General features: G+C 38.5%; 12 protein-coding genes and 1 riboswitch. Of the genes, 3 read left to right on the top strand and 9 right to left on the bottom strand.

Features of this window, described 5'->3' with window-relative positions:
- Nucleotides 1-47: 47 nt before the first annotated feature.
- The 5 genes from KFZ56_RS12300 to KFZ56_RS12320 all read right to left on the bottom strand — a co-directional run bounded on the left by KFZ56_RS12300 (nt 48) and on the right by KFZ56_RS12320 (nt 6,620).
- On the bottom strand, nt 48-1,781 hold the full coding sequence (locus KFZ56_RS12300) for a carbon starvation CstA family protein (RefSeq protein WP_222642215.1): 1,734 nt from the start codon (nt 1,779-1,781) through the stop codon (nt 48-50).
- Nucleotides 1,782-1,992: 211 nt separating this feature from the next.
- Nucleotides 1,993-3,414 (bottom strand): hypothetical protein, encoded by a 1,422-nt coding sequence (locus KFZ56_RS12305; RefSeq protein WP_222642216.1) that lies wholly within the window; start codon nt 3,412-3,414, stop codon nt 1,993-1,995.
- Nucleotides 3,415-3,636: 222 nt separating this feature from the next.
- Nucleotides 3,637-4,209, bottom strand: coding sequence for an energy-coupled thiamine transporter ThiT (thiT, locus tag KFZ56_RS12310; RefSeq protein WP_222642217.1), 573 nt, complete (start codon nt 4,207-4,209; stop codon nt 3,637-3,639).
- A 95-nt stretch (nt 4,210-4,304) separates the two neighbouring features.
- Nucleotides 4,305-4,406, bottom strand: a riboswitch (TPP riboswitch).
- A 75-nt stretch (nt 4,407-4,481) separates the two neighbouring features.
- Nucleotides 4,482-6,266: a M3 family oligoendopeptidase gene (locus KFZ56_RS12315; RefSeq protein ID WP_222642218.1), complete on the bottom strand. Its 1,785-nt coding sequence runs from the start codon at nt 6,264-6,266 to the stop codon at nt 4,482-4,484.
- A gap of 111 nt (nt 6,267-6,377) precedes the next feature.
- Entirely contained in the window at nt 6,378-6,620 is a 243-nt protein-coding gene (locus KFZ56_RS12320; RefSeq protein ID WP_222642219.1) for a phage holin, read from the bottom strand.
- Nucleotides 6,621-6,987: 367 nt separating this feature from the next.
- On the opposite strand from KFZ56_RS12320, the gene KFZ56_RS12325 reads away from it, so the two are divergent.
- A complete protein-coding gene (locus KFZ56_RS12325; RefSeq protein ID WP_222642220.1) occupies nt 6,988-7,524 on the top strand; it encodes a YceI family protein in 537 nt (178 codons plus the stop codon).
- A 263-nt stretch (nt 7,525-7,787) separates the two neighbouring features.
- A complete protein-coding gene (locus KFZ56_RS12330) occupies nt 7,788-9,746 on the top strand; it encodes an aconitate hydratase (protein ID WP_222642221.1) in 1,959 nt (652 codons plus the stop codon).
- Between the two features lie 123 nt (nt 9,747-9,869).
- On the opposite strand, the gene KFZ56_RS12335 is transcribed toward KFZ56_RS12330, so the two are convergent.
- The 4 genes from KFZ56_RS12335 to KFZ56_RS12350 all read right to left on the bottom strand — a co-directional run bounded on the left by KFZ56_RS12335 (nt 9,870) and on the right by KFZ56_RS12350 (nt 13,617).
- Nucleotides 9,870-10,745, bottom strand: a complete 876-nt coding sequence (locus tag KFZ56_RS12335; RefSeq protein ID WP_222642222.1) for a VanW family protein — start codon at nt 10,743-10,745, stop codon at nt 9,870-9,872.
- Nucleotides 10,746-10,967: 222 nt separating this feature from the next.
- Nucleotides 10,968-11,216: a hypothetical protein gene (locus KFZ56_RS12340; protein ID WP_222642223.1), complete on the bottom strand. Its 249-nt coding sequence runs from the start codon at nt 11,214-11,216 to the stop codon at nt 10,968-10,970.
- A gap of 263 nt (nt 11,217-11,479) precedes the next feature.
- Complete coding sequence (locus tag KFZ56_RS12345) at nt 11,480-12,694, bottom strand: NAD(P)/FAD-dependent oxidoreductase (protein WP_222642224.1); 1,215 nt, start codon at nt 12,692-12,694, stop codon at nt 11,480-11,482.
- Between the two features lie 218 nt (nt 12,695-12,912).
- Nucleotides 12,913-13,617 (bottom strand): SDR family oxidoreductase, encoded by a 705-nt coding sequence (locus KFZ56_RS12350; protein ID WP_222642225.1) that lies wholly within the window; start codon nt 13,615-13,617, stop codon nt 12,913-12,915.
- Nucleotides 13,618-14,495: 878 nt separating this feature from the next.
- Here KFZ56_RS12350 and KFZ56_RS12355 point away from each other — a divergent pair.
- Nucleotides 14,496-14,996 (top strand): class I adenylate-forming enzyme family protein, encoded by a 501-nt coding sequence (locus KFZ56_RS12355; protein WP_222642226.1) that lies wholly within the window; start codon nt 14,496-14,498, stop codon nt 14,994-14,996.
- Nucleotides 14,997-15,190: the final 194 nt, after the last annotated feature.

Genomic DNA, 15,190 nt, shown 5'->3' on the forward strand with positions numbered 1-15,190 from the left:
GGTTTTAAAGAAGAGACCATCCGTTAATGATCTCTTCCCTTCTTCCATTATTCATGATCCATTGGGTTATCATATTTTTTCGTCAGCACATTAAATGCGGTAAGAACAATCCACACTGCAAAAACGAATATGATCGCTCCAAGGACAAATAATAATATATCTGACTCTGTTCCATACCATGCCCATTCAAAGAAAACCTGCTGGAACATGGCGTATAATGTCATAAACATCAAGAAAATCATTGGGATTAATGTAATCGCATAATTACGCCCTTGTCGCTTCAACCAAATAGAGATTAACAATAAACTTATCCCGGCAAGCAATTGATTCGATGTTCCAAATAAAGGCCATATTAGATAACCACCAGAGCCAAAACCTTGTGGCCCTTGGGGAAGCAATACTAATGCCGCACTTGAGACAACAGCTACAGAACTTGCCACATGTTTTTTTGATAATTGAGGAACTTTATATTCAACACCCAATTCCCCAATAATATAGCGTAGCAACCGTACAGAAGTATCCAACGATGTAGCAGCAAAACTTACTACAATGATAGAGACAATCGTTGTAGCGATATCAGGTGGTATTGCTATCCCGGAAGCCAGATTAGCAGCGCCTTCTACAAATACACCGAGACCTGCACCATTTGCTTCTGTAAAGCTACCATACGTTTCAAAAAATGCATCTGCATTTGCAAATAAAGTGCCAGCAGCAATAATCGAAATTAACGCTAATATACCTTCACCGACAGCTCCAAAATAACCAACAAAACGTGCATCGGTATCCTTATCCAGCTGTTTGGATGACGTTCCGGATGAAACCAATCCATGAAAACCGGAAATAGCCCCACATGCGATCGTAATAAATAAAAGCGGGAACCAAGACGTATCTGGATTTGAATTTGTAACAGGTGCAGACATTTCGGGATTTAGGAAAAGTAAGCCCAAATATAGGATGCTGAGCCCTACAACAAGCTGATGTGAATTAATAAAATCTCTTGGTTGCAGCAATTTCCAAACCGGTAATGTGGATGCAAAATAAACATAAACCATTAATATAACAATCCAGATCAGAAATGCGGAGGAAACTGCTCCTAAACCTAATAAACCGGTACTTCCCTCTCCGCCAAAGTATCTAACCAGATCAATCTGGAGAAAATCAACTCTACTTGTTATGATAGCGACTCCGTACATAATCGCAAGCCCAATTAAAGAAGGTCCCAACATCTTTTTATTTCCCTTGTACACAGCGTACCCAATCCAAATTGCAATCGGTATTTGAATAAATACCGGCAATACGCTGGCTGGATACTCGATAAACTGATTCGCAACCACCCATGTAAATACAGCATTAACCATTAATAATAATATTAAGATAATAAATAAAAATAAAATCTTCGCTCGCTGCCCAATTAACCGGTTTGCCAGAGTTCCGATCGATTGCCCTTTATTACGGACGGAAACAACCAGTGTACCAAAATCATGCACCCCTGCAGCAAAAACTGTACCGAGGATAACCCATATAAATGCAGGTAGCCACCCCCAGTATAATGCTACTGCTGGACCCATTATCGGCGCTGCTCCAGCAACAGATGTGAAATGATGCCCCCATAGCACAAATTTATTTGTCGGCACAAAATCCACACCATCTTTGTACTTATGCGCTGGTGTGACATAATCAGGATCCAGACGATAGATCTTTTCTGCCACAAACTTTGAATAATAGCGATACCCTAAGGCTAATATAATAATCCCTATCAGCGCAACTAAAATCCCCGACATTTTTCTCCCCCCCATTTTAGGAATCATCTGACTATTTTTGGATAAAAAAATAGTCAACTTTACCCTAATTAAAGCTATGTTTGTTTGATAATATGTAGTACAACTTTCATTTTATTTAATAATGATATAATTGTAAACAATTTTGAACCTTTTCATGTGGAATAAAAGTAAAAGCCTAAACCTTTGTAACGGCTTAGGCCCTCATAATTCGTTAAAAAATAAGTACAGCAACCAACGTTGATACGAATAATCCGAGAATAACCGGGAAAAAGTTTTTACGAACCAGTGACATAACAGAAACGCCGCAAAAGCCTGCGATTGCAATCAGTGATGACCATGCGACAAGTGTTCCACCACCAGTCCAAATCGATCCCAATTGCCCAATGGCGGCAAGAGTACCAGCATCAATAGTCCCCGTTTCAAGTGAAGCAGCCAATGCGCCTGTGATCGGTAGTCCGGAGAATCCTGAGCCATCAAGCCCGGTAATGATACCGATGATCAATACGCTAAAAGCAGCAAGCAAGGAGCTTTCAGGCAAAAATCCTTGAGTGGATTGCACAAGGTCAAACAATAATGCAGGTGGATTTTCATCTAAACTTAAGATATTCCCGGAAAAATCCGAACTCCCCAGAAAGAAAAAGCCCGCGATTGGAATAACCGGTCCCATTGCTTTAAAAGCAAACACAAACCCATCCGTAATATGGTTTGTAATATAATCCAATGCATGCTCACGTCCAAAAGCTACCGTCGATAATAACAACAGAATCACGGCAACCCCACCAACAAAAGCAGCTCCATCTCCACCTTCAAGTCCACTCATTCTTCCGGAGATAAGCTTTTCGTAAACCATATAAACCACTACCCCAACCAGTACTAATGGGACTATAGTGGCAAATAATTTACTCCACATCGTTAAATGTAACGTTTTTGGATTATTTGTTGATTCCGTTGTAGATTGTAATTTCTGCAGATCAACGTCATTTAATTTATCATCTTTCGTACGAATTGACTTTCGATAAAGAAAATATGCTAAAAGAATCGCAGTTCCTCCAGCTATGAAAGATAGAATCAATGCTTTATCCGCAACCAAAGTCGTATCAATTCCAGCAGAGGTTGCTGACAGACTAGGTGCTACTTGCACCACATAATCAGAGGAAAGCGCCATTCCCTGCCCGGCAATAGCAATCGCAACCGCAGCAGTCATGACCGGTAAGCCTGCCCGTACTGCAGCAGGAACAAGTAGTGCACAGATTAAAGGAACAGCAGGTGTTGGCCAGAAGAAAAGTGAAATCACATAGGTCACGCCAACAAGAACAAAATAAGACACATGCCCATTAATCATCATCTTCTGGATAGGCTGAATCATTTTCCTATCTGCCCCAAGATCACGTAAAGAATAAAGAAGAGCCAACATAAAGGTAATAATTAAAAATATACTAAAAAGTTCTTGAGCTGCTACAAGATTGGCATTGAAAATTGCTGTAAACCCTTCAATTATACTTCCATTGTATACCCAAGCGATTATAAATGTCCCTAACAATGAAGGGAGTACAACACCTCTTCGAAAAATCATAGTACCTATAATCGCAAGTGTAAATAAACCATATAACCAATGAGCTATTGTCAGCTCCATATACGCTTCCTCCCATGATGAATAGTTCTATAGCCTATGCATGGAAGAGGAAAAGCGCTACAAATAAACACGACTCATCGTTTCCTTCTCATAAATGTAAGAGGCCGGGAAAAGTGTTTTTAACAAATAAATTCCAAACATATATCGCTTCCGTAATGTTCGTTTTCTTAGTTAAACACGTTTGCTTTGTCCCAACCTCTTATGTGAGCGAATAATTAATTGTTAAGCAGTTTTCACTAATGTCCTCGGCTGCTTATGAAATAGAAAGAACACGATGGCCGTACACAATATAAATGATGGTAGCATATAAGAAATATTGTACACGAGGGAATAGATCCAAACAGGCTGTCCCTCAATAGCCGACTCAAAAAATACAATACCAGCAACATAATGGGCAATAAAACGTAAACTTGATCCCAAGAGTACTCCTAACGTAATATATGAAAGATAAGCTTTTGTCCTACCTTCTTTAACTGCTTGCTGAACTTGCTTAGCAAAAACACCTGCAAAACCCAAAACGGTAAAAGCAAGCCCATATTCAATCAAGCCTTGCAGTGGGTGCAGAATATAGGACACACCTACAGCAACCTGCATAATCCCCCATAGGAATCCGGATAACAGCCCTCCTTTTAATCCCCAGCGAAATGCAACGATAAATATAGGTATCATGGCAAATGAAATCGAACCACCCATTGCCCATATTTTAAATGATAGACCCGGGATAATATCCAGAAGTAATGCTAGTGCCGTGAAAATTGCAACCTCAACTAAAAATAATATTTTGTTGGAACTCATTTTATTACCTCCCCTTTTTAAAGCAATCTACACAAAAAAAGCAATGCCAAGGGGAAGACTTCCTGATGGAGGAATCCGCTCACATTACTTTTATCCCATCAAAAAACCACCATCCCTACGCTAGTACTAACTAACAGGTTCGAAGGGTCAGAACAAAATTGTTCACTCTCAGCCAAACGGCTCCCCCTGCAGGCTTTTCATTCACTTTTTTTGTTACCTACTATTCTACCTCATATAGCAGACAATGACAATGCATACACCGCATCCGCAGGTTATAGCGCTAAAAATTCTTCGACATCATTCACACATAACTGAATGGCATTTTCCCAGAAATCCGTTTTCGTTATATCTACATTCAGATGTTTGTTTGCGAGATCTTCTACATTCATACTGCCTGTATCCCTTAACAATGCAATATAATCATCTTCAAAGCTACCGCCTTTTTCCTTCGCATATGCATAGATACCGAGACTAAATAAATAACCAAACGTATACGGGAAATTATAAAATGGTACTCCTGTCATGTGGAAATGCAATTTGGATGCCCAAAAGTTTGGATCATAATCCTTAACTGAATCACAATACGCTTCTTTCTGTGCCTCAACCATTAATTCATTTAATCGTTGGACGGAGACCATTCCCTGTTTTCGTTCTTCATAGAAACGATTTTCAAACATAAACCGGGCGTGGATATTCATGAAAAATGCCACACTGCGTTTTATTTTATCTTCCAATAACATCATCTTTTCATCCCTACTCCTCGCACGTTTAACAGACGCATCAGCTACAATCATTTCTGCAAACGTCGAAGCTGTTTCAGCAACATTCATCGCATATCCCTGATTCAATCCATTAACGTCATTCATGACATGTTGATGGTATGCATGCCCAAGTTCATGGGCAAGTGTAGCAATATTGGACGGGGTACCGGAATACGTCATGAAAATACGAGTTTGTTCACTGTCCGGAAAGCTTGTACAAAAACCGCCTGGTCGTTTTCCTGGACGATCTTCTGCTTCGATCCACTGTTTATCAAATGCCATTTGCGCGAAATCGGCCATTTTCGGACTGAACGCACGAAATTGTTCAACAATAAATGTCGCACCTTCTGTATAACTCGACGTTTTAACCGAATCTGTTAATGGTGCTTCCACATCATACATACTTAATTTTTCCAACCCCAACAGTTCTGCCTTCTTCTGCAGATAATCAACAAAATGACTTTTTTTATTCGTGATAGCAGTCCACATCGCATCAAGGGTTTCTTTTTTCATTCGATTAAGGGCTAATGGTTCTTTTAACACACTTTCCCAGTTACGGTGTTTATATTTCTGCAGACGGAAACCAGCCAAATGATTTAATGTCTGACCAAATAAATCAGCTTGACTACTCCATGCCTCATCCAATTGGTTGGATACATATTTACGAACGGATCTATCCGGATTGGTTAGTTTATTGGAAGCCTGTCCAACCGAATATAATTTGATCTCCCCCTTCTCTTCAATCTCTACACTCATATTTCCGACAATCGTTCCATACATCTGATTCCATGCATCATAGCCATCAACAGCAAGATCATTCATTAATATTTCTTCTTTTACGGATAACTGCTCTTTCGCCTGCTGCCTGCTTTCATTTAAAATAAAGGAAAGTTCTGCTAACTCCGGCTGGGTTAACAAGGTATCCCACATGTCATCATCAATGGCGGCTAACTTCTGATTAAAATTTGTTTTTATCCCGCTCATTTCAGCCTTCAGAACATTTCGCTGTCCATCTAAAAGTTTTGCTTTTTCGTCCTTTACATCTTGAGCAGTTAAACAACTGACAAACGCAGAAGCTTCAGTTACTTTTTTCCTCACATCTTCAAGTTGTTGAACAATGTCTATGAGATCTTGAATATTTTCTTCATCCGAGGCTGGCCTATATCTATCTACAGTTGCTGCAAGCCTTTCCATATCATTCCTTAAGTTATGAACATATGTAAAAAATTCCGCAGACTCGCTTCCCCCAGGAAAAATCACATCCAAATCCCATGTTGGATTATACGTTTGTTGCATCCAATCGCTCTCCTTTAATAAAGAATATTTTAACCTATCTTTCCATTATAACGAAAAGTAAAATATTTTCATCCTAAAATAAAGAACAGAAAAGAAGAAATTTCCTGTTCTTTATTTCTTAGGCCGTGTTAAACCTTTCTCCAGTAATGCTTCTTTTTGCCTCTGTCCTTTTTTTGTTACATAATTATTTTTGAACCAGGCGATTAAAGAAGCAATAACCGTAAATAAAACAGAGAAAAATTGTTCCACAAATACACTATCGATTGGCAGTGGTGATTTATCAAATAAAACAAGAATTTGGTTTATAAGAGCTACTAGTAATGCAATGGTACGAATTATTGTACCTTTGTCCATTGTTTCACCTCCTTGTTAACTCGGTATCGGGAAAATCTGTAATAAAGGTTGCCTTGCCTTTACTTCGCTGCACTTACTATCGTAAGCCTCTTCGGTAGGACGGGCATTTAGCGAAGTCCCAGGACCGATAATTTAGCCAATGAACAGTAAGATAGTAGGTATATTTTCTTAACTGCCAGAGGAAAATAACGTATATACTATTATTTTCAATTCATTGCAATATTGGAACGGCGAATCACATAAATCGTTTTTCTGCCTATAAAAGAAAACGAAGAATTTTAATTCTTGACATTATCGGTTTATCATTTTATACTAGGTAACATAAAGTAACCAGCGTGTTACATACTTATATATGGAGGGATTTATAATGACAAAAACAACCTGGAGTGTAGACACTGCACATAGTGAGATTGGATTTTCCGTAAAGCATATGATGATATCAAAAGCAAAAGGGGCGTTTGATAACTTTAGCGCTGAAATCGAAGCTAATGTTGATGATCTCACAGATTCAAAAGTGGAAGTAAAAATCGACGCAAGCAGCATTAATACTCGCCAAGAAGGACGAGACGAGCACTTGCGTTCAGCAGATTTCTTTGATGTTGAAAATCATCCAACCATCACCTTTGTTGCAACTGACATCAAGAAAAAATCAGCTAATAACTATGATATCACAGGAGATTTAACAATAATTGGAACGACCAAACCGGTTACAGTTGATGTTGAATTTGAAGGTCAAAGTAAAGATCCAATGAGCGGTGATATAGTTGCTGGATTCAGCGGTGAAACAACAATCAACCGTAAAGATTTTGGCTTAACCTGGAATACTGCAGTTGAAACTGGTGGCGTTCTGGTTGGAGATGAAGTTAAAATTCATGTAGAAATCGAAGCACACAAAGAAGCATAAATAGAAAAACAGGCTGTATTTTCTAACCGAAAATACAGCTTTTTCATAGTATAACATTACCAGCTCAGTAGTACTGATTGCGATGCCACAGGTGCAGGCAGAAGTAAAGTTGCACTTTGTAGTAAGGAGAAGACTCATATGCTGGCTCCGCCAGAGGCTTATATACTAAGCCCGGCTTTCTAATTTCTAAATATTATTAGTTTTAATTATCTGCGTATGAGGTAAACTATAAGGAGAACTGTTATGAAAGGAAGGAATAATTTATGGGTTTAAATGTGACACAAAAACTGATAAAAGACCATCTTGTATCAGGAGAAATGAAACCGGGAGAGGAAATCGGTCTAAAAATTGACCAAACATTAACACAGGACGCCACAGGTACAATGGTTATGCTCGAGTTAGAGGCAATGGGTTTAGATTATGCAAAAACAGAAGCCTCTGCTCAATATGTGGATCATAATTTAATCCAAGTTGACAGTAAAAATCCGGATGACCATCTATTTCTGGAAAGCTCAGCTAAACGTTTCGGCCTTCACTACAGTAGACCCGGAAATGGTGTAAGTCACCCTGTCCATATGCAGCGATTAGCAAAACCAGGTAAAACACTACTCGGTTCAGACAGCCACACACCTGCAAATGGATCCATGGGTATGTTTGCCATGGGTGCTGGAGGTATTGATGTCGCAATGGCCATCGCAGGTGAACCTATTTACATCACAATGCCTAAAGTATTTGGAGTTAAATTAACCGGTAAACTTCCAGACTGGGTGAGCGCTAAAGATGTTATTCTAGAAATGCTTCGTCGTTATGATGTAAAAGGAGGGGTAGGAAAAGTCATCGAATATTACGGCCCGGGGCTTGATAACCTCTCCGCCATGGATCGCCATGTCATTGCTAATATGGGGGCTGAACTTGGAGCAACCACTACCGTTTTTCCATCAGATAAAGAGGTAAAGAAATTCTTAGCAGAGCAAAACCGTGCAGATGACTGGGAGGAACTGATGGCAGATCAAGATGCCACCTATGATCTCCATGATGAAATTAATCTCTCTGAACTGGAGCCATTAGTCGCAAAACCAACTAGTCCCGGAAATGTAGTCTCGGTTAGCGAAGTTGCAGGCACACCCATTTACCAATCCTATATTGGTTCATCAGCAAATCCCGGTTATAGAGATTTTGCAATAGCTGCTGAAATTGTTAAAGATAGAACAATAGCACCAGGTCTTTCATTTGATATCAATCCGACGTCCCGTCAAATGTTAACCAATCTTGTAAAGGAACTTCATATTGCAAGTCTCTTGCAAGCTGGAGGCAGATTACATCAGGCTGGTTGTAATGGTTGTATTGGTATGGGGCAGGCACCTGCTTCAGGCAGAAATAGCTTACGAACAACGCCTAGGAATTTCCCAGGAAGATCAGGTACGAAAGAAGACAGTGTCTTTCTCACTGGTCCAGAAGTCGCTGCAGCCTCTGCTTTAACGGGAAAAATCACAGATCCAAGAACGCTTGATTTCCCTTATCCAAAAGTAAAGGAAGCTAAAAATGCAACTGTAGACGAAGGGTTATTGAATGCGCCGCTTCCTATTGAAGAAGCAAGACAAGTAACGTTAACAAAAGGAGCAAATATCGTGTCCATTCCTGAAATGGATGCACTTCCGGATACATTGGAAATACCCGTATTATTAAAGGTCGGCGACAACATATCCACAGATGAAATTCTTGCAGGTGGAGCGCGTGTCCTTCCATTTCGAAGTAATCTTCCGGAAATCAGCAAATTCACCTTTGAATCGGTAGACCCTACCTACGTTGAGCGGGGACTCAACAGCAAGGAAAAAGGCGGCCATGCGATTGTCGGCGGATATAATTACGGTCAAGGATCCAGTCGGGAACACGCCGCCCTTGCACCAAGATATCTTGGTTTACGTGCTGTTTTAGTTAAAGACTTTGCAAGGATTCATTGGCAAAATCTGATTAACTTTGGTATATTACCACTTACATTTACGGATGAAGCGGATTACGATAAATTAGCAGAAGGTGACGTACTTACATTTAATGACGTACGAAACCAAATGAAGCAAAGTGATCATTTAATTGCTAAACTACAAGGAAATGGAGAAGAAATTAAAGTAGAGCACGCCCTCTCCCCTCGCCAAAAAGATATTGTTTTACATGGTGGGCTAATTAACTGGATTAAAGCAAGACAAAAGCAACAACAAAACTAACGAAGAGACTGGGACAAAACAAACGTGTTTAACTAAAAAACGAATATTTCCAAACTTAGCGTAGGGAATATTCGTAGACCTCAACGGGAAGATTAAAACACGTTTGTCCCAGTCTCTTGTCATTTAAGAATCCTGATCATTTGAAGTGTTTTCAATCGTATCAGAAGCATATACCCTAACAACCATGTTCCCATTTTCTGCTTTTGCACGCAGCAAAATGGGCTGATTATACGTATTTTTAAATGCAAAATCCGGCCCCCACCAGCTAACCGTTGCATCACGTCCTGGCGGGACATATGGAACCGATCTGCTGTGTTCATACCGCTCTACAATTTCAATTCCTTCCAAATCAACAGCATTATAAAGCGTCGAAGATACCTGACATATCCCTCCGCCAACATCTTCTGCCAGTTCTCCTTTTACAATCACAGGTGCACGCATATACCCTCTTTCCTCTGTTCGCTCCCCTACTACCTCATTAAAAGAAAATGTTTTTCCAGAAAAAACGACAACGTTATTAATAGCCTCTGCGGCAAGTTCAATATTATGTGAGCGTTCGGCATTACCTTCCTTAAAAGTGGTAACATAGCTTCCTATCTCTTGGTTACTGATCTCAGCCAGCAGTTCACTATCTACATTGGGATAGATTTTTCTTTTTGGCACCTTTAATCTTTCGTTATTATCTGTATAAAAAAATTTCCGAAATAAGCTATGAAATTTCTCCTTATCTAAAGCAAAACCAGGCTCCCCCTCCATGATTTCACCTCTTTCATCCAACGTTGCATCAACCGGCGCTTGATATACTTTTTCCTCCAGATTTTCGATAAGGGTATTGAGTTTTTTCGTATCAATGAAAAGCTTACCTGAAAATGGAAGCGCATATTGTTCGATTTCAGCTTTTTCCAGCGCTATATCGTTGGTCGTGACATCTTCATTCGCCGAAATATGCATTACTGGGATAAGTAGTATAAGAATAGATAAAATTATGGTTTTCTTCATCAACTATACCTCCTCATCCTAGTATTAGAAAAAGGTTAAAAAAATAATCAGGAATTCTTGTTTTCAGTAATACAAGAGAACGTAATAACGAAAGGAAGTGCTTAACCGTAAAAGATTTATGACAAAATGTTAGAAAAATGACTAAAGGTTACGGCGACTAAGATTTACAACAGTGCTGCATAAAACAATAGCCATAAGGACGTGGATACACTGTCCTTATGGCTAAAAAATATAAATGGCAAATGCAATTAACGCTGCGAGAATGGTAATTGTATAAATCCAGATTTGTGTAGTAATATTGGATTTAGAAGTTGTTTCATAATCGAGCGATCGTTTTAATTCTTGTTCCACAGTTTCTCCCTCTTCTTCATATTTTTTCATTTTATTTTCTTCCTGTCTAAAAGCAAAAAATGTCCCACCGATAGCTCCGATAAATAAAATAATTAATATTATAATTAGTCCCACGCTCATATAAATACCTCCCAGTCAAATAATACCTCAAACATGAGTTGTTGTCAGTTATTTATATTTAAAAATTGACCATCCGGCACTTACGCTAAATGGTCAATTTTCCTTACATTTATCTATATTCCCTTGTATCCTCTAAACAGTCACTTGCAAGTCTATATCCTACCAATGAAATGAGGACAAGTACTATCCCCATAAGGCTCCTTTTTTCATTGAAAATTTACCTCCTCTAATTATAGCTTATATACGTAACAAATTTAAAATGATTAAAATGGACGTATTTTTCCTTTTTTCAGGACTAATTTCGCTCCGCCTACAAGGAATAAGGAACGATTATCAACTACTTTTTTCATTGCAGCCGCTGATTTCCCACGAAGTTTGTAATCATCAAATACCGTTCCAATCCCGTCTGTTACACCTAATGACGCTACCGTACCTTTACTTTTGAATACAAAGTTTTCTAATGGGCGATTCGTAAGCAGTGCTTTTACATTATTTGCTGCAACATCAGCTTCCTGTGTTGCTAACTGGGCAGTTGGCCCATACGGGCGATCTGCTTCTTTGTCCCATACCCATGAACAATCTCCTAAAACGAATATATTCTCTTCGCCAGGCAATCGAAGATCGGCATCCACATTTACTTTACCTTTTGTTAATTCAAATCCAGATTTTTCAAGGACGGAACTTCCTTTTACGCCGCCCGTCCAGACAACGGTTCCTGCTTTAATTAATTCCTTGTCATCGCCTACGATAAATCCTTCCGGAGTACATTCAGAAATAGGAGTACCAATTCTAAATTCTACCCCACGATCTTCTAACGACTTTCTTGCATAGTCTACAAGGTCTTTATCAAACATAGGGAGAATAGATGGTGCTGCTTCCACACTGATAATACGAACTTTACTTCGATCGATATCAAATTTTTTACATAGCTCCGGAACTTTTTCTACGAGTTCACCCAGCAGTTCGATACCGGTGAATCCAGCACCACCAACCATAATATGCAAACTGTCATCATCCGCATTCTCATCCATTTTATATTTTGCAAATTGATATTCCATATGTTCACTGATTAAGCGGCTGGAATCAATATCCTCAATCGCAAATGCATGTTCATCCATTCCCTTAATCCCAAAGTCATTTGACTCAAATCCAAGTGCGAAAACAAGATAATCATATGTGATCTCGTTATTTTCGAGTACAACGCGCTGTTCTTCTTTTTTCACTTCAACAACGGAATCATAAATGAGACGAACTCGATTTGGATTAACAATATCGCTAATCATAACACGAGCCTGATTTGGATTAATTGTACCCGCAGCTACTTCATGAAGCCATGTCGATTCATAATGATAATTATGTTTATTAACGAGTATAATCTCCGCTTCTTCCGGATGCAATTTCTGCATGAGTCGTTTCGTTGTTGTCAACCCCGCATAGCCTGCCCCGAGCACTACAATTTTTGGCTTACTGGTATTCATAAAATATTCCCCTTCCATTTTGTTATAACCCCAATTATTCTGTTATGTAATAAGCAATTTTAAAAAATGAATCATTTCACAAAGTTGTATTTACTAAAAACCGCTTATTGAAAAATAACTATGACATATTTCACACCAATGATACCAAAGTTCCAATAATTAAGCGAATGATTTAATTAATAGCTGTAAAAGATGAAAATACTGGCAGTTATTTTTTATCACACCGGCCTTACGGTTATCTCATTTACATTCACATAATCAGGTTGTGTTACTGCATATACAACAGCTTTAGCGATATCATCTGTTTCCAATGGTTTTCGGTCTTTCGGTTTATTGCCTGCCGTCTGATCTGTATCTACCATACCAGGTGATAGGTTTGTTACACGTACTCCTGTCCGTGCAAGTTCCTTTTCCATCCCCATTGACAAAGCCCGTGCTGCAAATTTCGTTGCACTGTATACGGTGCTTGATTTTGTTACTTCTTGTCCTGAGACCGAAGATATATTTACAATATGCCCTTGCGAACACTCTATCATTCTTGGCAAAACTGCATTAATTCCATATAAAACACCTTTGATATTGACATCAATCATATCTTCCCAATCTTCTACATAACCCTCTTGCACAACAGAACGTAACATTAAACCAGCATTATTTACATAAATGTCAATATCCCCGTAGGCATTTGTTGCTTGTTTCACTAAATTTTCCACATCGGAGCGATTGGAAACATCTACTTGGACAGCTAATGCTTCCCCCCCGTCTTTAGCATTTATATTATTCGCAACGGAAGTAAGCTTTTCCTTCCTTCTGGCTGCAAGTACAACATTTGCCCCCTCATTTGCAAGGTGTTCTGCTATCGTAGCACCTATCCCGCTGCTTGCTCCTGTAATAATTGCTGTTTTTCCTGTTAGATTTTGCATGTAACTTCCTCCCTCCCTCAATAAATTGAGGTTTTCGTCGTTTTTCTCCAATTTCTCCAACACCAATTTAGAAATAGTATAAGCGGAGTTGAATATGGAGTATTCTAACGCCCCTTAACAAATTTTAGCACCTATTCCTATTGTAAGCTTATATTGCTATTCTTTTCAATTACATTTGTAAATTTTCTTTCACATCGTACATCATTTTGTATCATAATGTCCCTTCCTTCCATATAGCTAAAATGCTGTTACAGCTATACTAGACAAATAGAAACAGTTCTTTAGATCCGTTTTGAAGTGTTCGGGGATAGTTCCTTATGGTTTAAAAGCTCATAAACTTAATACACATAACTCTTCCCCGCTTTTCCATCAAATCAAATGATGAAGCAATACTTTCTCTGGCAGATGATCACAAATATAAATAACAACTATCATTAGAATAAGTGATATTGGTGCTACGATAATTGGTTCAGCGTTCGTTGGGAGGAGTTGAAGAAAAACAAAAATCAGGAATGTCTGCTTTAAAAACACTCCTCCTTTGAAATTATTATCCCAATGAGAGTATTATGTTAGTAACTCCTTTAAAAAAGTTTCTGATATCATCGTCCATATCTAGAAGTTATTAAGAAAATCGCATGCATAATTGAAAATTGAAATTTATTTTAATTTATCATATATACGTTGTTTCTTCAAATGCTAATTCGTCTGCCAGTACGTAATATAACAATCTACTTTCATATTGTGAATTTCTTTCATTATAGGTTTATCGTATAATTTCATCATAATGAAAAGAAACTTTTAATGAAACGCTTACATACATTATGTTATACTTGTTATAGTTAATTTTAAACTTTATGTGAAGATAAAGGTGGGATACAATGGTCGATACAGAGGTGCGTGTTGTAAATAAGCACGGAAAAGACGTGGCACCAAATGGAATGGAAATTGGCGAAATCATTGTGAAAGGCAATGGGTTTACAGAGGATAGAAAAGAAGCAAATCAAGATGGATGGTTGTACACTGGTGATATGGGAACCAAGGATGAGCAGGGACGTATTACCATCGTAGAACATAAAAATGATCCAATAAATAATAATGAATACAATATATCAGCCCTTGAGGTTGAACGTATATTATATGAACATTCGGCAGTACAGGAGGTTGCAGTCATTGTTTCCCCGCATGAAGAATGGGGAGAGATTTCTCATGCGTTCGTCGTACCGTATACTAAATCTACGGTTACAGAAGAAGAATTAATAGAATTCTCAAGGGGGAAATTGGAAAATTTTAAATGTCCACAAACCATTACTTTTATGGAGGAGCTACCTAAGACTGTCAGCGGAAAGATTTTAAAAGTGAAATTAAAGGATATGAACTAACAACGAGCAAGCACAAAAAGTAAAGAGGTTGAGACAAAAGCTTTTTAACAAATAAATTCCGATCATACATCGCTTCGGAAATATTCGTTTTTTAGTTAAACACGTTTGTTTTGTCTCAGCCTCTAGTCCTCATCTTTTCTTCTCTCTTTAGAGGTGTATTAGTATCATACGATCATTTTTACCATTTTATCTGT

The sequence above is a fragment of the Virgibacillus sp. NKC19-3 genome (genome assembly GCF_019837165.1).
Taxonomy (GTDB): domain Bacteria; phylum Bacillota; class Bacilli; order Bacillales; family Amphibacillaceae; genus Virgibacillus_L; species Virgibacillus_L saliphilus.